Below are 20,296 nucleotides of genomic sequence, written 5' to 3' on the forward strand. Positions count from 1 at the left end.
CGCCATTTACCCTTCGTCGACAACATAGGATTGTAGCGGCGGAAACCCGTTAAACTCGATAGAGCTGTAACTGGTGGTGTAGGCGCCGGTGGTCAGCCAGTAGAGTCGGTCGCCCTCCTGCAGGTCCAGTGGCAGGCTGTAACGGTGATCCTCGTAGAGAATGTCCATGCTGTCGCAGGTGGGTCCGGCGATCACCACTTCATCCAGCTCGCCCTCCTGGCGATCGCATACCATGGGGTATTGAATCGCTTCGCCAATGGCTTCGATCATCCCACCGAACAACCCCACATCCAGATACACCCATCGGTCGAGGGAATCCTGGGATTTGCGTGATACCTGAATCACCTCGCTGACCAACACCCCCGCCTCGGCAACCAGCGAGCGACCTGGCTCAATCAATACCTGCAGCTCATGGTTGCCAAAATCCTCATCCAGAAAGCGCCGTATAGCGGCACCATAGGCCGCAATATCGTGGTGTCGATTGGCGTAATTGGCCGGCATGCCGCCGCCCATATTGATCATTTCCAAGTGAATATCGGCCTCGGCCAGACGGTCAAAGATAAAGCGCACCTTGGCGATTGCCGCATCCCACGTGCCAATGTCCCGCTGCTGGGAGCCAACGTGAAAGGAAATGCCGTAGGGCACCAATCCCAACTCCCGGGCCAGCAGGATCAGCTCAATGGCCATATCCGCCTGGCAACCAAATTTCCGCGATAGCGGCCAGTCCGCCGTTTCGGAGCCTTCAGTAAGCACCCGGATGTAAACCCTGCTGCCTGGCGCGAACTTTGCTAGCTTTCTGATGTCGGACTCACAGTCACTGGCAAACAGCGACACGCCCTGTTCGAAGGCAAAGGCAATATCGGCAGACTTTTTAATGGTGTTGCCGTAGCTCATTCGATCAGTGGCAATGCCGAGTTCCAGCAGCTTGCGCAGTTCAAACACAGACGCAATATCGAAATGGGCACCCAGCTCCTGGAGACAGCGGATAATTGCTGCATCGGGATTTGCCTTGACCGCGTAATAAACACCGGCAAAGGGAAAAGCCTCGATAAGCTCACGGTACTTGTCACGCACGGTTTGCAAATCAAGTACCAGGCATGGCGTGGCTTTGTCAGCGGCAAACTCGACAATTCGTTGCCAGGCCGCTTCGCTGAGGACCTCTTGCTTCATGGTAATTTCTCCATGGCAATGCCCCCAGCATAAGGGGCTGAGCAATCTGGAATATGCCAGCTGCTAAAAACCGGCCTTTGAAAAAGGGCCGCAGTCTACAGGAAACGAAGGAAAAAATCGTATTGTCATACCCTTGCAACCTGACTTGTCAATAATCACCTCGCACAAGGAAGCAGAGACAAGCGTGAAGGGACCAAAGGTAGAGTCGATGACTCAAGGAGAATGAAAGTGAACAATCAAAATAGTGAAATTAACGTAAAGAACCTTTGCAGTCGGAAATTGTGGGAACTGTTGAAAAACGCAGAATGGCAAAATAATGCCGAACGCTTTGCTATCGAGCAGGAGCTGTCAGGCCGTCGCCACTATCTGCGTGAACTCAAGCAACTCAGCTCCCGAGAAACCATGCATTAACACCAATGACCCAAGGCACCAGCGCCAGCAAGGTAAAGGGCAGCGCCGCGCCCCAGTAGCGCAGCTGTTGCTCACTTGCCTGGTGAATTGCCAGACTCAATTGGGCCGGCGCCTCTTGAGCCGCCAAGCCCTTCGGTAAGCTGTTTAGCGATACGCCCTGCAAAATCCCGTTGGCCATCAGCGCCGTCGACAAGGATTCCCCCTTTTCCACCTGCGCCGCCAGGCGAATGAAGCGCCCTTTTGCCGGGCTTTCCGGCATGCGCCGGGCAGATTGCCGCAGTGACTGTGGCAGCGCCAAGCCACCGCCAATGCACTGGGCCAAATTAGCCACAAACAGATAATTTTGATAGCAATGCAGACCCCGTCCGACACCGGGCAGGCTAAACATCAGCGCCTGCAACCGACGTGGGCTGGGCGGCCGGATTAGCATGCCGGCAAGCCCCATAGCCACTAACACCGGAAAAAAGGCGAGCACTAGCGACCACAGGGCCGAGCTGAGGCTGAGATAGCCAGTCAACATGAGCATCAACGGCATCACGGCCCCACAACCCAGCACCAGTACCATGGGCAAACGCGAATAATGGCGCAGGCGCTGGGCGAAATCGCAACATAGCCGATAGTGTTCGGCGAGCCGCCGGTAAGCGGTGGGCAAGTCCCCTGCGGCTAAGCCAAGTTGCAGAATGCCAAGCTCCCACGGTAGAAACATGCCGCCACTGCGCAGCTCTTCCATCACCACCTGCTGACCTGCCGCAAACTTGTCGGCCAGTTCCTCCAGCTGCGCTCGCTGAGCCAACTGCTGGCCCTGGCTCAACTTGGCAACCAGTGTCTGCCAATCCTGTTGATCCGACTGCTGGCTCACTTCATACAAATTCTGGAACAAAACAAAGCGCTGGGCATATCGGGAGGCAATCAAAACGGGGCTCTCTTGCAGGATAACAACCAAACACGGTGGGTCTGGCAATCGGGAAGCTCTATACTACGTGCCTTTGACAGGTCGGAGCAAAGTCGGCCTGATTTGGCGTTTTTTACTTCATTCCCGGCCAGCGATTCCATCGCCGCCGGGAAAGCCTGGATTGAGATAATGATCATACGACTTCTTCTGGCTGCCGCCGCGCTGTACGTCATCTACCGGCTGGTCAAGATTGCCCAGAGCAAACCTGCGGATCAACGCCGCCCCTTTTACACCACCCTGATTATTGCCTCAGCCGCTGCGGGCCTGGTCGTGCTGTCATTGACAGGCAAGGTCCACTGGATCGCCGGGCTCATCGGCGCGGCCGCGCCATTTGTTCGCCAGTTCATCGTCAACCACCTGCAGCAACGGCTGAGCGGCCAATCCGCCCAGGGCCAACAAGGCGAAAAGGCCTCGTCGCCTCGAGGCAGTAACATGAGCCAAGCGGATGCCCTGGCTGTGCTCGGCTTGAAAGAGGGCGCAAGCGAAGACGACATTATTCGCGCTCACCGCCAGTTAATGCAGAAGCTCCACCCCGACCGGGGCGGCAATGACTATCTGGCCAGCCAGCTCAACGCCGCGAAGGCCGCTCTGCTGGGCGACTAACTTTTTCAACAACGCAATCCGGAGCCCGCACCCCCGCTATGAGTAAGGTTTTTGTTATCAGAAATCAGCATGGACACTATCTGGGAAAACAGCAAAACTGGCTGGACGGCAGCGACCGACGCCTGCTCTATCGCACGCTTCACCGTGATGAGGCCGTCAATCTGGTGTTTGAACACAGCAGCAAAGACATTGCCCTACGGGCAGAACCCCTGCTTTGTGAAGTAGACAAAAATGGCCAGCCTCAAGTTGAGGCGGGCCCGGAAATTCCCTTGGCAGCCGCAGCCGATAGCGGGGCTGATTCAGCACAGACGGCTCAGGCTGAGCCCGATGCCAACGAATCCGACAGCGCTGATACCAAGGCGCAGGACGCACTCTAGAGGCAGTGATACGGACTCACATGATACCGGCGGGCTGATCGACTAAGCCCTTGAAAAGCGCCGCGGTCGCCCCCAGATTCATTTCCAGTCCACTACTGAGGCTTTTACTGCAATGATGCGAATCTTGTTGTTTCTGGCAACAAACCTGGCCATCGTCCTGGTGGCGAGTATCACGCTGAGCCTCCTCGGCGTTGAGACCTACATGGCCCAAAACGGGGTCGATCTCAATCTCGGCTCACTGCTGGTGTTCTGTGCCGTGTTCGGCATGGCCGGGTCACTGGTATCGCTGTTTTTATCGAAGTGGATGGCCAAACGGGCTACTCGTACCGAAATCATCACCCAACCCCGCAACAGCGATGAACGCTGGCTGCTGGACACGGTAAAAGAACTCTCTGACAAAGCTGGCATTGCCATGCCGGAAGTCGGTATTTTCCCCTCGCCCGTGGCCAATGCCTTCGCCACCGGCTGGAACCGCAACGCCGCGCTGGTTGCCGTTTCCGAAGGCCTGCTCAGGCAGATGCGGCCCAACGAAGTCCGCGCCGTGCTCGGCCACGAGATTGGTCACGTGGCCAACGGCGACATGATCACCCTCACCCTGATCCAAGGGGTCGTGAATACCTTTGTGATGTTCTTCGCCCGCATTATTGGTCATACGGTCGACCGGGCGGTGTTCAAAACCGAGCGCGGTCACGGTATCGGCTTTTACATCACCACCTTCATCGCCGAGATGATACTGGGCATTCTGGCTTCCACGATCGTGATGTGGTTCTCCCGTTGGCGGGAATATCGGGCGGATCACGCCGGTGCCAGCCTGGCCGGCAAGCAGGATATGATTGCCGCCCTGCAGCGGTTACAGGCGCAGCAGGGTCTGCCCAACGACCTGCCGGGTGAGATGACCGCCTTTGGCATCAGCACACCTAGCAAAAAGGACTTTGCCGCCCTGTTCAGCTCTCACCCGCCGCTGGAAAAACGCATTCAGGCCCTGCGAGACAGTCAGTAATGTCTCTAGCCGAACCCCGTCACGCCCTGGCCAATGCACTGCGGGCCATGGCTGAACTGGCCCTCTCTCCGGGGGCCAGTGGCAACATGTCGGTTCGGGTCGACGGTGGCATGTTGATCTCGCCAAGCGGTCTGCGCGCTGAGGCGGCCACCCCCGAGGCCATGGTCTTTGTCGATGATGAGGGCCACCCCAGCAAGGGACAACTGCGGCCTTCCAGCGAGTGGCTCATGCACCACCGCATTTACCAGGATCACCCACACTACGGCGCCATTACCCACTGCCACTCATCCTTTGCGACAGTATTGGCCTGCCAGCGTCGGACCATCCCCGCCTTCCACTACATGATCGCTGTCGCCGGCGGTAGCGATATTCCCTGCGCCGATTACGCCACCTTTGGCGGCGCAGAACTGGCAGAGAATGTTAGCCTTGCTCTGCATCGCCGCCGCGCCTGTTTGCTTGCCAACCACGGTCAGGTGGCCGTCGCCGACACCATTGAGCAAGCGCTGGGACTTGCCAGAGAGGTTGAGGCCTTGGCTAGCAATTATCACTTCAGCCTCCAAAATGGCGGCCCGGTATTGCTCACCGACACGGACATGGAGCAGGTGCTGCAGCAGTTTCGCCACTACGGCCAACGCTGAGCTTTGCCCCGCAGCAAATGCGTTATACCAATTCCAGAATAAACACAAGCTTCCGCCGCTAAGCGCCAGAGTTTTCTGCAATTTTCACAATATCTACACGTTTACTTCTCAGCCTCTGTGATATGCTCAGTGTGTTTTTGCACCGCGAGAGGTCGCTTTTCGCGCTTTCGCACAAAAACAATGCATCAATATGGAAAAGTTCACAGTACGGAAATATCGCCGTCAAAAAACGCGTTTAGCGTAAGGCGCAAATCCATAGGGGGAGTTCCACATGAAAAAGCAGTTACTCAGCATTGCAATCGCAGCCGCCGTTTCCGGCTATGCCAACGCCTACCAGTTTGAAGTAGGTGCGGCTTACGGCCAAGGCGACGTCGAGGGCACCGATTTTGACCTGACCGGCCTGTACGGTGAGCTGCACTTCGAGCAAGTTGACACCAGCAAAGGTCCACTGGCCGAAGCCGCATTCCTGGACAAGTCTTCATTTGTCGATTTCAACTACTCCAGCATTTCACCCGACGACGGCGATGATCTCGATACGTTTGGTTTCGGCGGCCGGTTTGTTACCGGAACTAACCTGATCATCGAAGCCAACTACGCTTCCGAAGACGATGGCGATGAAGACGCCGATACTTTCGGCGTGGGCATCGGTACCTACCTGAACGACACCACTGATGTCGTGGTTTCTTACAACACGACCGATGAAGAAGACGCTGACCTGGATATCCTGGCTGTGGACCTGCACGGTGTGAGCCCGCTGGCACAGGGCGCTTCAATTGCCTACGATCTGGGCGCATCGCTCATTGATGCTGACGAAGAAGACGGTTACGGACTGAATGCCGGTGCCACTTACTACTTCAATAACCAGTTTGGCATTGGTGTATCTGTCGACATGATCGATATCGACGAATACGAAGAAGACACCGTGACCCTGGACGTCACTTACTTCGTCGCACCCAACATTGAGCTGGCCTTCTCTTACTTCGACAGCAGTGCTGACGTTGATGGCGGCGGCAGCATCGACGCTGACGGCTTCCTGATCGGTATCGCCGGTCGCTTCTAAGCGTTTCGCTTGAATTGAGCCGGGCCATCGCGCCCGGCTTTTTCATTTCTGGACATCTGACTTACACAAGCGCCACTGGAGCGCGACATTTCCCGACCGTCATGGGGCTGCTCATCGGTTCATCGCATTTTTTGTCTTGGCAGTGGCCAAAGCCTGCAGCGGATCATCGGGCCAGGGGTGTTTCGGGTAGCGGCCTTTCATTTCCTTTTTCACCTCCTGATAACTGCCCCGCCAAAAGCCCGCCAGGTCCTGGGTGATTTGCAATGGCCGCCGGGCCGGTGACAACAGATGCACCATCACAGCCTGCTTCCCCTGAGCAATCAGCGGGGTATGCTCACAACCAAACATCTCCTGCAGTTTCACAGCTAACACCGGCGGGGATTTGCAGTAGTCAACTTTTACCCTTGACCCAGAAGGCACGCGAATGTGGCTTGGCGCGAGCTGGTCCAGTGACTGGCGCTGGGACCAGGGCATTAGGGCCAACAGCATTTCGCCGGTGTCCAGGCGTTGCAAATCGGCCAGACTGTTCACATTGGCAAGATAGGGCGCCAGCCAATGCGCCGCCCCGTCCAGCAACCCCTTGTCACAGAAGTCGGGCCATTCCCCCGGCCACAAGGAGGCCAGCAGATTAACTCGGCCGCGCAATTGCAGGCTTTCTTCAGACCAGTTGAGCAGGTTCAGCCCTTTGTCTCGCAACAGGCCGAGCAGCGCCCGGGATTTTTCTTCGCCATCGAGCCCCCCGAGGGGCTCGACATCCACGCACAGCGCACCGACCATTCGCCGGCGCTCAGCAATAAAGCGACCTCGCTGCTCATCCCAGTCAGCGCGGGTCTCCTCACGGCACAGGTCAATCAGAGGGCCATCAAAGGCACTGACGCGCAAGGGGGCTGACAGCCAGATAGACTCTTCTCGACTCCCTTGGTGGCCTCCCAGCTCGGCCACTACCAGCCAGGGTTCGCCAAATTGCACATCTTCCGCCTTCAGCACCGCTGCCCGGCCATTACTCAGCTGATAGCGGCCTGCCTGCCCCTCTCTCTGCCGGGCAATACGGTCGGGATAGGCCAGCGCGAGCAATACCCCGGGAGAATCGCTGTCTTCCACCGGGGCCGTCTCGCCGACTGCCCGACTCTTTAGCGCAACCCTGAAACGATCCCGTAGCTGTCGCAACCGGACCAATTGCCCCCGCGAAAAGCCGCCCGACGACTCGCCTCTCAGCGCCGCCAACCGGGACGACAGGTCACTGCCTTGCCCAGAAAACGTGTCGCGCTCCGACAATAGCGCCGCCAGATCACACCCTAGATAGGTCCAGCCAATATCCCGCGCCACGAGCAGCATATGCGCCAGTCGCGGATGCACGGCTAACTCACTCATCGCTAGCCCGTGTTCACTCAGCGCCCACTCTCCGCTCGGCTGACGCGCCAGCGCACCCAGGGCATTTAACAAACTGAGCGCTTGCGAAAAGGCGCCGGCGGGCGGTGGATCGAGCCAACGGAGTTGCGCTGGATCTGCCACGCCCCATTTCAGTAACTGCAGCGCCGCGCCGGCCAAATCCGCCTGCAAAATTTCAGGCTGCGAATGCGCTGGCAGTTCGCGCTGCTGAGTCTCACTCCAAAGCCGATAACAATAGCCGCTTTGGAGACGGCCAGCCCGTCCGCAGCGCTGCGCCGCCGAGGCCTGGGAAATACGCTGCACTGCCAGCCGACTCATGCCACTGCGGGGATCGAACACCGGACCTCTGTGCAGACCGCTGTCCACCACCACGCTGATGCCTTCAATGGTAATACTGCTTTCGGCAATGGGTGTGGCCAGCACCACCTTGCGCTGCCCTGACTGCGGCGGCGCAATGGCCTGGCGTTGCTGTTCCAGGGAGAGATTCCCGTATAGAGGGCAAATGACGATACCCGGCTGGTGCTGCTCTTCGAGCGCGCGCTGGCAACGCACTATTTCGCCCTCGCCTGGCAGAAACGCCAGGACATTGCCGGTGTGCTGGGCCAATGCACGCCGGATCGCCTTGGCCACCTCCGGCACAATATTTTGACCGCGCTGGTAGGGCGCCAGATACTCGACGTCAACGTCAAACTGCCGCCCCTCACTGCGCAGCACTGGCGCGCCTCCCAGCAGCTCGGCCACCCGCCTGCCATCAAGGGTGGCAGACATAACTACGATTTTCAGAGGCGCCGCGCGCAGATCCCCTAACAGCCGGCGCCCCTCCAGAGCCAGCGCCAGCCCCAGATCGGCGTCCAGACTGCGCTCGTGAAACTCGTCGAATATGAGTAAGCCCACACCATCCAGCGAGGGGTCTTCCTGCAGCATGCGGGTCAGTATCCCCTCAGTAATGACCTCGATTCGAGTGTTAGGCCCCACCTTGGACTCCAGCCGGACCCGGTAGCCCACCGTCTCCCCTACCTTCTCGCCCAGCAACTCGGCCATGCGCTGGGCCGCCGCCCTGACCGCTAGCCGACGAGGCTCAAGCATCACAATGCGCTGCCCGCCCAGGCATTCCAGGTTCAAGGCGGCGAGCGGCACCTGGGTGGTTTTCCCCGCACCAGGAGGTGCTTCCAATACGAGGGCATCGCATTGGGACAAGGTCTGACAAAGGGCAGGTAGAATGTCAAAAATCGGCAGATCGGTCATAGCGGCCGATTCTACCTCAGCAGCGGGGCGGCGAGGAGCGCGCCGTTCAGACAGTCTGTTAACGCCAACCGAGCGGCATCATGATGGCCGAATTCCCTGTTTGGCCAGCCATTGGGCGAAGGCTGTGGCCGACAATGCACCCGCCTGCTGCCCCAGAATCTCGCCGCCGCGAAAGACCATCAACGTTGGAATGCTGCGAATGCCGAATCGCTGTGCTGTGGCCACGGCCTGCTCGGTATCGAGTTTGATAAACCGAGCCAGGGGCTCTGTGCGCGCTGCCTCAGCCTCGAAAACCGGGGCAAAGCTGCGACATGGCCCGCACCACTGGGCCCAGAAGTCGACCACCAATGGCACCTGCTCGTGCTGGAGGAAGCGATCAAACCCGGCATCGTCCAGGGCCAGACTCTTGCCCTGAAACAATGGCGCTTTGCATTTGCCGCATTGGGGCTTATCTTGCAGCCGGTCTTGGGGAAGCCGGTTAATGGCATAGCAACCGGGGCATAAGGTCTGAACGAGGTCCATTGGCGAGTGCTTCCCGAGTCAAAAATAAATGGGCCAGCATCTACGCGTACCCGCACCAACAATGCTGCCCCGGACAAGCCGCGACGCAACACATGACGTCCGCCGCTAAGTTTTCTGGCCGAGGGCACCTCGAGTATTTCGGCAATGGCTCAGCCGACCATGTTGCCCGGCGTAGGGCCGGGCAAAAGAGAAAAGGCTTGGCAGCTGAAATCAGGAGGTGGCAGCGCCCTACTCACATCACATTGAGCGCCCTGCCACCCCGCCGTGTTTATCGGCTGCGTAGTATCGACCGCGAGGCGGATTGACGCTTGCTGACAAGCGTCGACGACCCACTGGCGAGCGATTATCCCGCGGTTTTAGCGGGCGCCTTTTTCTTGGCTGGCGCTTTTTTCTTGGCGACGGCCTTTTTGGCAGGGGCTTTTTTGGCGGGCGCCTTTTTCGCCGCGGCCTTTTTCACCGGCGTTTTCTTCGCCGCTGGTTTGGCCTTCTTATCAAACTCCTTCGCGGCATCCTTAGCTGCTTTCGCCATGGCTTTTGCCTGACGGTAGTCCTCGCGCAGCTCTTTCATTTGCTCACGCCCCATGATCATCAGCGCCTGGGCATCCAGCTCGAGCTCTTTGGCCGCCGACACCGCAGAGTGGGCACGATCAAGCTGCTTTTGCACCCGCGCATCGACATTTTTCTTGGCCTTCTGCTGCAGCTCTTTCAGCTTGTCCTGCTCGGCTTTCAGCTTTGCCTTGGCCTTATCTGCCTGATCCTTGGCTTTATCGATGGCCTTGTTGGCATCGGCCATCAACCGTTCTCTCAGCGCTTCGACCTTCTTCTCTAGCGCCTCAATTTCCTTCTTGATCAAGGCGACAGGGTCCATCTTTTTACTTGCCATCTTTGCTATCCTCTCGACATAAATTTGGCCGACGAAGTAGGCCGCTCGCTTTCAATCTTCGGACCCAGGCGGGCTGATCAATTTTTAGCCTTACCGGGGCTGGGTTAAACATAGCAAATTTTGCGGGAATGAACACAAGGTCCGGACAAAAAGCCGGGAAAGGAGAACAGGAATGACTGAAGACCAGCAAACCGCCATTGAGGCCGCCGTATTTCGCCGGCTGCTCGCGCACCTGGATGCAAACAAAGAGGTACAAAATATCGACTTGATGAACCTGGCCGGATTCTGTCGCAATTGTCTATCCAAGTGGTATGTAGCCGCCGCGGAAGAACGGGGCGAATCAGTGGACTACGAGGCGGCCAGGGAGCGGGTGTACGGAATGCCCTATTCTGAATGGAAGGCGAATTACCAGCCTGAAGCCACCCCGGAGCAACTGGCGGCCTTCAACAACAAAAAGGACTGAGCAGTCAGCGGGCTTACAGCCCGCCATTGGGGATAAAGCGATTGTCGCTGTTTTGCCGAATCCAGATCAGGGTCTCCCGCGACAGTCGCTCACCGCGCAGACGCAGGACTTTGTTGAGCGCGATCACCGGCGAAGTCTTGCCAGCCTCCCAACCGGGCAGCAGCATTTCCGCGCGGGTAAAGAAACGAATCAAGGCGACCAGGTCTTCGTTGCTGAAATCGGTCACGGCCGACTGCCATTGCTCCAAAGAAAGTTGCATGTAGTTTGCTTTGTCGCGTATTTCATCCGCGCTCAAGCGGGTCGGCAACGCCTCCAGGGCGTCCTGCTGACTGATCGCGAGACATTTCTGCAGCCACTCCCGATCAATTTCCAGCTCTGCCCGGGATGATGCCGGTGTCCAATCACTCACGCTCATGCCATTTTCCCCTTCTCGCCGACCGCCAAACACTGCCCAGATTATACGCACCCAGACCGGTGACAGCACAGGGCGCATTTGCTAAATTCTGTACGCATATACAGTACCGCAATCGGCAGGGGCGCCGCCCGAGACAATGCGAAAAATCATCCACTGCGACTGCGACAGCTTTTATGCCTCTGTTGAAATGCGCGACGACCCAAGCCTGGCGACACTGCCCCTGGCCGTCGGCGGCGCCTCGGATCGTCGCGGGGTTATTGCCACCTGCAACTACCTCGCGCGCAGCTATGGCGTGCGCTCGGCAATGCCAACGGGGCAGGCAAAAAAGCTCTGCCCTGACCTGCTTGTGATTCCCCCCTCAATGGAAAAATACCGCAGGGTCGCGCTCCAGGTTCGTCAGATATTCGCTCGCTATACCGAGCTGATCGAACCGCTATCGTTGGACGAGGCCTATCTGGACGTCAGCGACAGCGACCATTGCCAAGGCAGCGCGACGCTGATAGCCCAAGCGATTCGACGGGCCGTGGAAGCGGAAGTAGGGATTACCATTTCTGCCGGAGTGGCACCGAATAAATTTCTCGCCAAGGTGGCCAGTGACTGGAATAAACCCAATGGTCTGAAGGTGATTCGCCCCGACGAAGCAGCGACCTTTGCCGCCGCACTGCCGGTTGAACGAATTCATGGCGTTGGCAAAGTCATGGCCCGCCGCTTACACGAGGCGGGGTTGTTTACCGGTCGCGATTTGGAAGCCCTGTCACTGCCCGAACTGGTCACCCGGTACGGGCGCTTTGGTCAGCATCTTTTTCACTGCGCCAGAGGAGAAGACAACCGCCCTGTTGTTGTCAGCCGGCCACGCAAGTCGGTGAGCGTCGAACACACCTATCGGGAGGATATCGAAACCGAGGAGGCCGCCCAGATCCAGACCCAAGCCCTACTTGAAGAGCTGAAGCAGCGGCTACAGCGCAGCAATACAAATATTGACGCTATCTGTGGCGCTTTTGTAAAACTGAAAAGCCGGCATTTTCAGATTACCACGGTGGATCGTCGGGTCGATGCGGCAGTGCCACCGTCAGATGTTTATCGGGATTTACTCAGCCAGGCCTGGCAGCGGCTAAACATGCCCGTTCGACTTATCGGCCTCGGTCTTCGATTTAAAACAGAAGAGCACGACGGCAGCGGGTTTAAACAGCTGCCACTGGAATTTCAATGACACTCGGCAGCCGCACAAAAAAAGGCCCGCTAATGCGGGCCTCAACTTTCGGCAGTGATGCTAGAGAATATCACCCAAGTTCATCAGGTTGGTCTCACCATTGCTGTCTTCAACGCCGTCATTGTCGTTGACCATCAACACATCGCCATTCTTCAGCAGTGCGGTACCCTCGATTTTTTCGGTGACCAGACCACCCAGCGCCTGCATGCCTGGCAATACATCCCGGATCAGGCTCTTTGTCACCAAGTCGCCATCATTCAGGCCGGCGACACTGAAGCGGTACAAGCGTTTAATGGCGGCATCGGGACCGCCCTGGTTATCCCGTTCGATTACCATAAACTCGTCGTCACCAATGGCCGTGATTTCTGACAAGCCTACCCAGCCACCGTTTTGTGACTCGACTGCATCGAGGGGGTAGAACAGGAAGCGCCAGCTATCGCCGGCGATATCGTAAATGCCGATTCGCACATTGGTTTCGCCCTGCCAAGCCCGCTGGAAGGCGACATACAACTTACCTTCAAACTCTGCTACACCTTCAAAGCCGTTGTTACGCTGCAGCGCGTTTACCCCATCGGGCAGAGTCACTACGGCTGTGATCACCCCTTTAGCATCGGTTTTTACCAGCAAATTCTGACTCGCCACTGGACCGTCAACAAGGTTCCCAGAACCTTCAGAGGCAATCCAGAAGCCGCCATCGGCCGACTTGGCAATGCCCTCAGGATCGATATTCACCGTCTTGTCGGCGTTGATCGCCCCGGCCGGGCGAACACCAGCGGGTAAGGCTGCCAGGATGTCATTGCTATCCACCAGGTAGGTCTCTTTGTTGATCACCGCAGGGCTGCTGCTGACGTCGAGGGTAAAAATGCGGTTTTGCAGGTAGTAGCTGTCATCCACGGCGTAAACCAGTTTGCTGTTAACCGGATCAGCCGACAGGCCTGACAGGGCCGCCCAGGGAATCGGCGTGCCATCGATGCGGTCTTGGGAAACAATGGAAGGATAGTTCGCTGACGCCTGCCCATACTGGTAGATGTTCAGGGCTGAACGGAAGACATCGTCCCGGCTATCCTCTTCACTGGCGACCACCAGCAGATTACGGCCGGGGATGGCCAGCGCGCCCTCGGGACCAATGGCCGCCGGAAGTACCTGCTTGAACACCGGGTTGCGCAGATCAGCCACATCGTAGACAAACACCACACTGGCGCGCTCAGAGTTCACAAACAAATAGCGCTCACTACCAAATACACCAAACTCGGCGTTTTCGGGCTCGTTGCCTTTATTGTCAGAGCGATCATCGGGGTAGTGACCAATCCGCGCAGTCAGCAAATCAAGCTGATTGCCCGTTTCATATATCACTGCGCCAGCGGTATCAAAAACACTGAAGCCGCGGCTACCGCCGTCCAGGTCACCCTCGTTAGCGGTCACAAAGTAGCTAGTAGACAACCAGGTCACGCCGTCGGGCTCACGCAGCACACCCTTCTGGCTGTCTGTAAAACTGATAATGGATTCGTTGTCGGTATCAATCTGGTCCAAATCAACGCTACCGGCGCTGAAGTGATTCACCACACTGCCATCGCTCAAATCGACCAACACCAGGTGGTTGTTTTCCTGCAAACTCACCACGGCAATATTGTCGCTATTGATGTCGATATACTCAGGCTCGGGATCGCTCGGATAAAGATCAGCAAGGCCAGTGAGCTCGACCGTGCGAGTTACCCACTCCCCAGGTGTACCGACCAGATCCACGATCACCAAATTCCCCGCCGGCAGTTGTGGCGGCGCGCCGTCACCTAGGTCTTCATCGCGCTCGTTTTCAATGGCGATGGCGGCATAACGGCCATCTGGGCTAACGGCCACAGAATCGGGTTGGCCACCCAGGTCGATACTGCGTACAACACTGCGGCTGGCAATATCCACCACCGCCAATGCGCCGGACACATTAATAAAGTCTGCCGAGGTATTCATGACAACCAGGGCAAAATCGCCTTTCACCGCCACCGATGTTGGCTCACCCGCCAGCGCCAACACACCCAAACCGGAGGGCTTACTGGGGTCAGTAATATCGACAAAACCGACTTGCTCCATGGGGCTGTCGGAATAAATCAAGGTCAAGCCGTCCTCGCTGGCAGCCACAATTTCGGCAGCGGTGGTGTCATCCACGTCGCAGGTCGCATCCAACTGGAGGCACACGGGGAAGGCAGCAATGCGATTAAAGTTTTTGCTGTCATTCACCTGAGTGGGTGTGCAGAGGTAAGAGGTTGCGGTGATTTCTGACTCGGCCAGTTCGCCATCACCGTCCAGGTCTGGACCCGAATCCAATCTGACACCACCATTAAAGCATTGCTCATTCCCGGCATAGAGAGTGGTTTGTTCTACCAGGCCATTCGCGCCATTGCTACCGGGCGCGCCGGGTGTTCCCGGTGATCCAGCGGCACCTGGCGACCCGGCTTGTCCGTCTGCGCCGTCACGGCCATTGCGTCCATCATCGCCGTCGCAGGCGGCGAGAAAAAAGGGACAGGCTAGCGCAATACCCAGCGCCAATGCGGTTTTCTTAAGCTGCATAACATCTCCTCAATCGAGCGGATTTTTTTGTAGCTCGATGCTAAAGAGCGAATGCGACACGCAGCCTACAGATTTATGCCAAAACGGCGGCAATTGTGTGACAACAGCCCGAGCAAGACGGCGTTAGCAGCCGCTAGTGCTTTGACGAGAACACCGATATCTGGAACTATGCTCCACTAACAGTGAGCATGTGGCTCTTATCGACATTTGCGGAAAACACCATGCCCTCCCTTTACAAGTCCTTTCTCACTCAAGCGATCGAGCATCACGGCAGCATCGCCGCTATTGAAGAGCAGCTCCCCAGTCCCGCCAGCCCTCAGACATTGATACGAACGCCCGACAATCGTTATCTGGCAGAAATGGCCGCGTGTATTTTTCGCGCAGGCTTCGTGTGGCGAGTGGTTGAGCAGAAGTGGTCTGGTTTTGAAACGGTGTTCAATCATTTCATTCCTGTCTGGGTTGCCTCGCGCTCACCAGAGGAATTAGAAAACCTGGCCCGGGACCCCAGAATCATTCGCAACTTGAGCAAGGTCAGGGCGGTTCAGGAAAATGCCATGATGGTGCTCGATCTAATCAAACAGCACGGCAGTGTTGGCCAGTTTCTCGCCGACTGGCCCGACGACGACACCATCGGTCTTTGGGCCTACTTGAAAAAGCACGGTAGCCGATTGGGCGGCAACTCTGGTGCCTATTTCCTGCGTTTTGTCGGCAAAGATACCTTTATCCTCAGCCGCGATGTGTGCATTGCATTACGCACTGAAGGCGTTATCGACACAGACACCCCCACCTCCAAACGCGACCTGGCCAAAATTCAGGCATGCTTCAACAATTTGCGCCAAGACAGCGGCCGCAGCCACGCCGAACTTAGCCGCATACTCGCCATGTCCAGAGGGCCGGGCTAAGCGATTCCGCGCTGCCGCCAGACTTAGCCCACCGCAAGAGCCGGCGACGACTTGCCGCAGGAGTATATTGTCTGTCGCCAGGGACACGCCGGGTTCGATTTCCCGAGATTCGATTTCCAGAGCGTCTATCCCCAGCGGCTCAATGCCCGTGCGCCACCACACCGACCTGAGGGAGGTTCGCCAGGCCAATTTCCTTGGCATGCTCCTCAAAATCCTTATTCTTCCAGAAGAACGCCCCCGGCATCGTGGTAGGCACCACCAGCACATAGAACAGGGCCCGACCGATCGTGGCGACGACAAGGGCCGACAACAGCAGGCTGGCCAGCAATACCAGGCCGGTACCCGTTACCTCCATACCGAACAGCAGCATCACCCCTGCCAGTAAAGCATTTGCGCCGAGCAGGCCATTTCGCAGCCAGTAACTCTTGCCAAACAGTGTGCTCTGAACATAGTGCGATACGCTGCCCTCATTGTTGGCCAGGTTCATATCGGCGGCATGGCGCCACAGACCAATCAACTCAATCACACTCCCCACTACCACACCTGCCAGGACGATCCCCATCAATGCCCCGGCATCGCCACCAATAAACAGCAGTGTTGGCAAACCCATCACCGCAACCAGCAGCCCCCCTAGGGTTACACTGCTACCGACAAAGGCACTACCCGTTTGCCAGTGGTTCCAGAATGGCCGGGCAGGGATTCGATAACAGCGGTACATGTAGTACAAACCCACACCGCCAGATATCAACGCTAGATAAGCGAACACCGTTGCAAGGCCACGGTACTGGCCCCACTCACCCAGCCAGGAAATAAACACGGGATTCTCCGGCAGCATTGCCAACAGGTGCAGGCCACCAAACACCATAAACAGCAACATACCGAGCCCTTCCCTGCACACGGGTGAGTGGCGCAAATTATTGAACCCTCGATAGGCCCGCAGCGGTTTGCCCAAGTGGGTGGCCGACATCAGCATGCCGAGCCCCGCCAAGCCCACCGCGACGGCTATCAAAGGAACATACATCACGGAGTCACGCAGTTGCACCAGAGCATCGACACCGAACTCTGCACCCAAAAAGCTGAGAAAAAAGGCACCCAAGGCCGTCTGGCTCACTAGGGTAAAAATCACCAAGGGGTTTTCGCGGGAGCTAAGCTTTTTCAGGCTCCACTTTTTCTCAACACCCTTTTTCTGATCTACCACAGGTCGATATTGGCCATCCTCGGCTTTATGGTATTTCACTGGCATGCCATCGGGACGGGTCACCTCGTCGGGCATGTTGCGAGTCTGCTGGAAGCGGATATTGGGATGGGTAATCGCCGGGTCGGGGAAACCCGGAATCGACAGCTTTGCCTGTTCACGATTTTCCGGCAGATCTTCCACCACACCAAAATTCAGGGCGTTACCCAGACAGGCCGATACACAGGCAGGTTTCAGATTAACCTCCAAGCGGTCAACACACATATTGCACTTGGAGACCTGGCCCTTGATTGGATCAAGCTGCGGGGCGTTGTATGGGCATACCCAGGTGCAGTAGCCACAACCGAAACAGGTTTCCGGATCTTGCAGCACGGCGCCGTATTCCACGTGTTTGGTATAGGCGCGAGTCGGACAGCCCTTCAAGCACACCGGGTCGTCGCAGTGGTTGCAGGCCATGGAGATATTCATGCGGCGAAAATCAGGGTAGGTTCCGCCCTCGACATAGCCCACCGAGCGAAAACTGATGTGGGCCGGATTGTCGTTCTTTTCACTACAAGCCGCTTCGCAGGCGTGACAACCAATGCAGTTATCCGCGGTGAAGTGAAAGGCGTGCTGCTTGTTGCGGTTAGGGTTACTGCCGACCCCCGGCTCTTCGTTAATAAACATTTCGCGACCGGCCGGCACTGCGCCGCCACTGCGGGCAATCAGGTCGATGGGCGCCTCGTAAAAATTCACCTCACGGGGCGCAGGCTCTTTCAAGAATGCGTATTGGGGTTCGTCGTCTCTAACTTTCCACATTGTGTAAAACCTTTTTGCTGGATGCTGGACGGGAGATGGGAAACGCAAAAGCGGGCTTGTCTTGGCTTAGCCACGCAAACGGTTATCGAGTTTGGCGTTTTCCGTCTCCCCTACAGCGCCTCCCGTTAATATGTTCTGCGCTCGACGTTTAGACGCGCTGCCTCTTTCTGGTCAATGTGCTCAATCCTCACCGCGCACTGTTTAAATGCCGGTTGACGCGAATAGGGATCCAGCAACCCGAGGGAAAGGCGGTTAACGCAATCGTGATAGTGCATCGGAATAAACAACATGTTTCGCGGCACCCGCTGGGTGAGCTGCACCATCACCACCGCATCGCCCCGGCGCGACACCAGGCGCACATACTGCTGGTGGCGCACGCCCTGCTCCTTCGCAGAATCCGGGTTCATTTCCATGTAGGGAGTTGGGCTGAACTTGTTCAGGTTACCGATCTTTCCGGTTTTGGTCCGGGTGTGAAAATGCTCTACAACCCGGCCGCTGTTCATCCAGAATGGATACTGAGCATCCGGAGTTTCGTTGTCCTCGATGTAATCCATTGCCAGTAGATTGGCTTTGCCGTTGGGTGTCGGGAATACCCCATCGCTGTAGAGTCGCGGACTGCCAGTGTCATCCCCTTCCCGCATCGGCCACTGGATGCCCCGTTGGGCCTCAATCAGGTCGTGACTCATCCCGGAGATATCGAGATTGCGCCCACGTCCCTTTGAGAGCAGCTTCATCTCGTCGAATATTGCCGAGGTGGATTCGGGGAAGGACATTTTTCGACCATTGTCGAAGCGTTTGGCCATCTCATTAAATACCCAGTAGTCAGGCTTGGCCTCACCCGGCGGTTCCACAAATTTGCGTACCAGATTTACCCGCCGCTCGGTATTGGTCTGCACACCTTCTTTCTCGCCCCACACCGCACCAGGCAGATACACATGGGCGAAATTCACCGTCTCACAATCCTGATAACCGTCTTGCACGACCATGAACTCAAGTTTCTCCAGGGCCTTTTTGATGCGCGGCTGATTGGGCATGGAGGTGAGCGGGTTGGTAGCAACAATCCACAGCGCCTTGATCTCACCCGACTCAATGGCGGGGAAAATATCGGTCTGCTGCAGGCCTCGCTTGGCGGGGAAAAAGCTTTCATCCACGCCCCAAAACTTGGCCACTTCCTCACGGTGCTCCGGCTTTTCCAACATGCGGTAGCCGGGCAAGCCGGAACAGGACGACCATTCCCGGGTACCCATGGCATTACACTGGCCGGTGATCGACATACTGGTGCCACCGGGAATGCCGATATTGCCGGTAAGTAGATTGAGATTATTAATGCCACAGACGCCATCGGTACCGTGGGTACTCTGGTTGATGCCCATGGTCCAGATGCTCATCGCGGAGGGGGCTTTCGCATAAATCCGCGCCACATGTTTGATGGTGTCTGGGTCGATACCGCAAATTCGGGAAGCGGTAACGGGATCGTATTTCTCGACGAGTGCCTTTAGCTCGTCATAGCCATTGCAGTGGGCGTCGATGTAGTCCTGCTTCTGCAGCCCCTCTTTGAGGATGACATGGGCCAATGCATTCAACAGAACCAGATCGGTGCCGGGGGTGATCGGCAAATGAATATCGGCGAACTGGGCAAACATGGTCACCCGAGGGTCCACCACAATGAGCGGAAACTTGCGCTTCTCCAAGGCCTCCTTCAGCCGCCAGTAAATAATGGGGTGCTGTTCGGGCAGATTGGACCCAAAGGCCATCAGACAGTGGGTGTGTTCAAAGTCTTCGTAGCAGCCGGGCGGGCCGTCAGAACCGAAGCTGCGTTTGTAGCCTGACACCGCGGAGGCCATACACAGCGTTGTATTCCCGTCGTAATTATTGGTGCCGATAACTCCCCTGACCAACTTGCCCAGGGTGTAAAACTCTTCGGTCAGCAGCTGCCCGGTTGACACCACGGCAACACTATCGCGTCCGTACTTCGCCTGAATTCGCTTGAACTCCTCAGCAGTACGATCCAGCGCAGCGTCCCACTCCACCGGCTGAAAGGCCTCGTAGGTCTTATTGCGCATCAATGGCTGGGTACCCCGACCCGGTGTAGCGCTGAGCTCGTGCTCAAAAATGCCTTTGATACAAAGCTTGCCCTGGTTGACCGGAGCATTACCTTTGCCCCGACTGGCGACCGGCTTTCCGGCCTCGTTCAAGCCCACCTCAATTGAACAGCCTGTAGAGCAATACCCGCAGACGGCGTATTTCCACTCAACCACTTTTTTATCGGCAATCGTAATTGGCTTGCGCTTTTTGCGGCCAAAAATCATGAAGCATGTCTCCCGGCGACCGCACCAAAATCGGTCACTTAAATTTATTCAAACCCTGAAATAACGCACCATAATGGTGAAAAAAGGGCGTTTTCAGTCAATTTCGGAAGAGAATTACAAGAACCATGCCAAGGCGATTTACAAGCCAAGCTCCCACACAAAATAGCAGCTCATCTCATTGTTTTTATTATATTT

Annotated in this window: 18 protein-coding genes; 9 read left to right on the forward strand and 9 right to left on the reverse strand. The window is 56.9% G+C overall.

Annotated elements, in window-relative coordinates; all coding sequences use genetic code 11:
* Nucleotides 1–6 precede the first annotated feature (6 nt).
* Entirely contained in the window at nucleotides 7–1,170 is a 1,164-nt protein-coding gene (locus tag NCG89_RS03755; protein WP_251088438.1) for a type III PLP-dependent enzyme, read from the reverse strand.
* A 228-nt stretch (nucleotides 1,171–1,398) separates the two neighbouring features.
* On the opposite strand from NCG89_RS03755, the gene NCG89_RS03760 reads away from it, so the two are divergent.
* Entirely contained in the window at nucleotides 1,399–1,581 is a 183-nt protein-coding gene (locus NCG89_RS03760) for a hypothetical protein (RefSeq protein WP_251088439.1), read from the forward strand.
* On the opposite strand, the gene NCG89_RS03765 is transcribed toward NCG89_RS03760, so the two are convergent.
* Nucleotides 1,556–2,494, reverse strand: a complete 939-nt coding sequence (locus NCG89_RS03765) for a type II secretion system F family protein (protein WP_251088440.1) — start codon at nucleotides 2,492–2,494, stop codon at nucleotides 1,556–1,558. The genes NCG89_RS03760 and NCG89_RS03765 overlap by 26 nt on opposite strands.
* A 168-nt stretch (nucleotides 2,495–2,662) precedes the next feature.
* Between NCG89_RS03765 and NCG89_RS03770 the strand changes: the two genes are divergently transcribed.
* From NCG89_RS03770 to NCG89_RS03790, 5 genes are all read left to right on the forward strand, one after another.
* Nucleotides 2,663–3,136: a DnaJ domain-containing protein gene (locus NCG89_RS03770; RefSeq protein WP_251088441.1), complete on the forward strand. Its 474-nt coding sequence runs from the start codon at nucleotides 2,663–2,665 to the stop codon at nucleotides 3,134–3,136.
* Between the two features lie 38 nt (nucleotides 3,137–3,174).
* A complete protein-coding gene (locus NCG89_RS03775) occupies nucleotides 3,175–3,513 on the forward strand; it encodes a hypothetical protein (protein ID WP_251088442.1) in 339 nt (112 codons plus the stop codon).
* A 115-nt stretch (nucleotides 3,514–3,628) separates the two neighbouring features.
* The gene (htpX, locus tag NCG89_RS03780) at nucleotides 3,629–4,513 is read left to right on the forward strand and encodes a protease HtpX (RefSeq protein WP_251089332.1); all 885 of its coding nucleotides are present in this window, start codon (nucleotides 3,629–3,631) and stop codon (nucleotides 4,511–4,513) included.
* A complete protein-coding gene (locus NCG89_RS03785) occupies nucleotides 4,513–5,151 on the forward strand; it encodes a class II aldolase/adducin family protein (RefSeq protein ID WP_251088443.1) in 639 nt (212 codons plus the stop codon). Before htpX ends, NCG89_RS03785 begins: the two co-directional genes overlap by 1 nt.
* A 271-nt stretch (nucleotides 5,152–5,422) precedes the next feature.
* On the forward strand, nucleotides 5,423–6,211 hold the full coding sequence (locus NCG89_RS03790; RefSeq protein ID WP_251088444.1) for a porin: 789 nt from the start codon (nucleotides 5,423–5,425) through the stop codon (nucleotides 6,209–6,211).
* Between the two features lie 111 nt (nucleotides 6,212–6,322).
* Here NCG89_RS03790 and hrpB read toward each other — a convergent pair whose 3' ends face one another.
* From hrpB to NCG89_RS03805, 3 genes are all read right to left on the reverse strand, one after another.
* Nucleotides 6,323–8,845, reverse strand: coding sequence for an ATP-dependent helicase HrpB (hrpB, locus tag NCG89_RS03795; RefSeq protein WP_251088445.1), 2,523 nt, complete (start codon nucleotides 8,843–8,845; stop codon nucleotides 6,323–6,325).
* Nucleotides 8,846–8,923: 78 nt separating this feature from the next.
* A complete protein-coding gene (gene trxC, locus NCG89_RS03800; RefSeq protein WP_251088446.1) occupies nucleotides 8,924–9,367 on the reverse strand; it encodes a thioredoxin TrxC in 444 nt (147 codons plus the stop codon).
* Between the two features lie 343 nt (nucleotides 9,368–9,710).
* A complete protein-coding gene (locus NCG89_RS03805; RefSeq protein ID WP_251088447.1) occupies nucleotides 9,711–10,250 on the reverse strand; it encodes a hypothetical protein in 540 nt (179 codons plus the stop codon).
* 172 nt (nucleotides 10,251–10,422) lie between these two features.
* On the opposite strand from NCG89_RS03805, the gene NCG89_RS03810 reads away from it, so the two are divergent.
* A complete protein-coding gene (locus NCG89_RS03810; protein WP_251088448.1) occupies nucleotides 10,423–10,713 on the forward strand; it encodes a DUF1244 domain-containing protein in 291 nt (96 codons plus the stop codon).
* Nucleotides 10,714–10,726: 13 nt separating this feature from the next.
* On the opposite strand, the gene NCG89_RS03815 is transcribed toward NCG89_RS03810, so the two are convergent.
* Entirely contained in the window at nucleotides 10,727–11,128 is a 402-nt protein-coding gene (locus NCG89_RS03815) for a hypothetical protein (protein WP_251088449.1), read from the reverse strand.
* A 136-nt stretch (nucleotides 11,129–11,264) separates the two neighbouring features.
* Between NCG89_RS03815 and dinB the strand changes: the two genes are divergently transcribed.
* On the forward strand, nucleotides 11,265–12,338 hold the full coding sequence (dinB, locus tag NCG89_RS03820) for a DNA polymerase IV (protein ID WP_251088450.1): 1,074 nt from the start codon (nucleotides 11,265–11,267) through the stop codon (nucleotides 12,336–12,338).
* A gap of 60 nt (nucleotides 12,339–12,398) precedes the next feature.
* On the opposite strand, the gene NCG89_RS03825 is transcribed toward dinB, so the two are convergent.
* Complete coding sequence (locus NCG89_RS03825; RefSeq protein WP_251088451.1) at nucleotides 12,399–14,897, reverse strand: esterase-like activity of phytase family protein; 2,499 nt, start codon at nucleotides 14,895–14,897, stop codon at nucleotides 12,399–12,401.
* A gap of 221 nt (nucleotides 14,898–15,118) precedes the next feature.
* Here NCG89_RS03825 and NCG89_RS03830 point away from each other — a divergent pair, with 221 nt between their 5' ends.
* Entirely contained in the window at nucleotides 15,119–15,799 is a 681-nt protein-coding gene (locus NCG89_RS03830; protein ID WP_251088452.1) for a DNA-3-methyladenine glycosylase I, read from the forward strand.
* Nucleotides 15,800–15,938: 139 nt separating this feature from the next.
* Here NCG89_RS03830 and NCG89_RS03835 read toward each other — a convergent pair whose 3' ends face one another.
* Entirely contained in the window at nucleotides 15,939–17,792 is a 1,854-nt protein-coding gene (locus NCG89_RS03835; RefSeq protein WP_251088453.1) for a DmsC/YnfH family molybdoenzyme membrane anchor subunit, read from the reverse strand.
* Nucleotides 17,793–17,917: 125 nt separating this feature from the next.
* Nucleotides 17,918–20,101 (reverse strand): molybdopterin oxidoreductase family protein, encoded by a 2,184-nt coding sequence (locus tag NCG89_RS03840; protein ID WP_251088454.1) that lies wholly within the window; start codon nucleotides 20,099–20,101, stop codon nucleotides 17,918–17,920.
* Between the last annotated feature and the right edge of the window lie 195 nt (nucleotides 20,102–20,296).

Origin of the sequence: Spongiibacter taiwanensis (assembly GCF_023702635.1) — a bacterium.
Classification (GTDB): Bacteria; Pseudomonadota; Gammaproteobacteria; order Pseudomonadales; family Spongiibacteraceae; genus Spongiibacter; species Spongiibacter taiwanensis.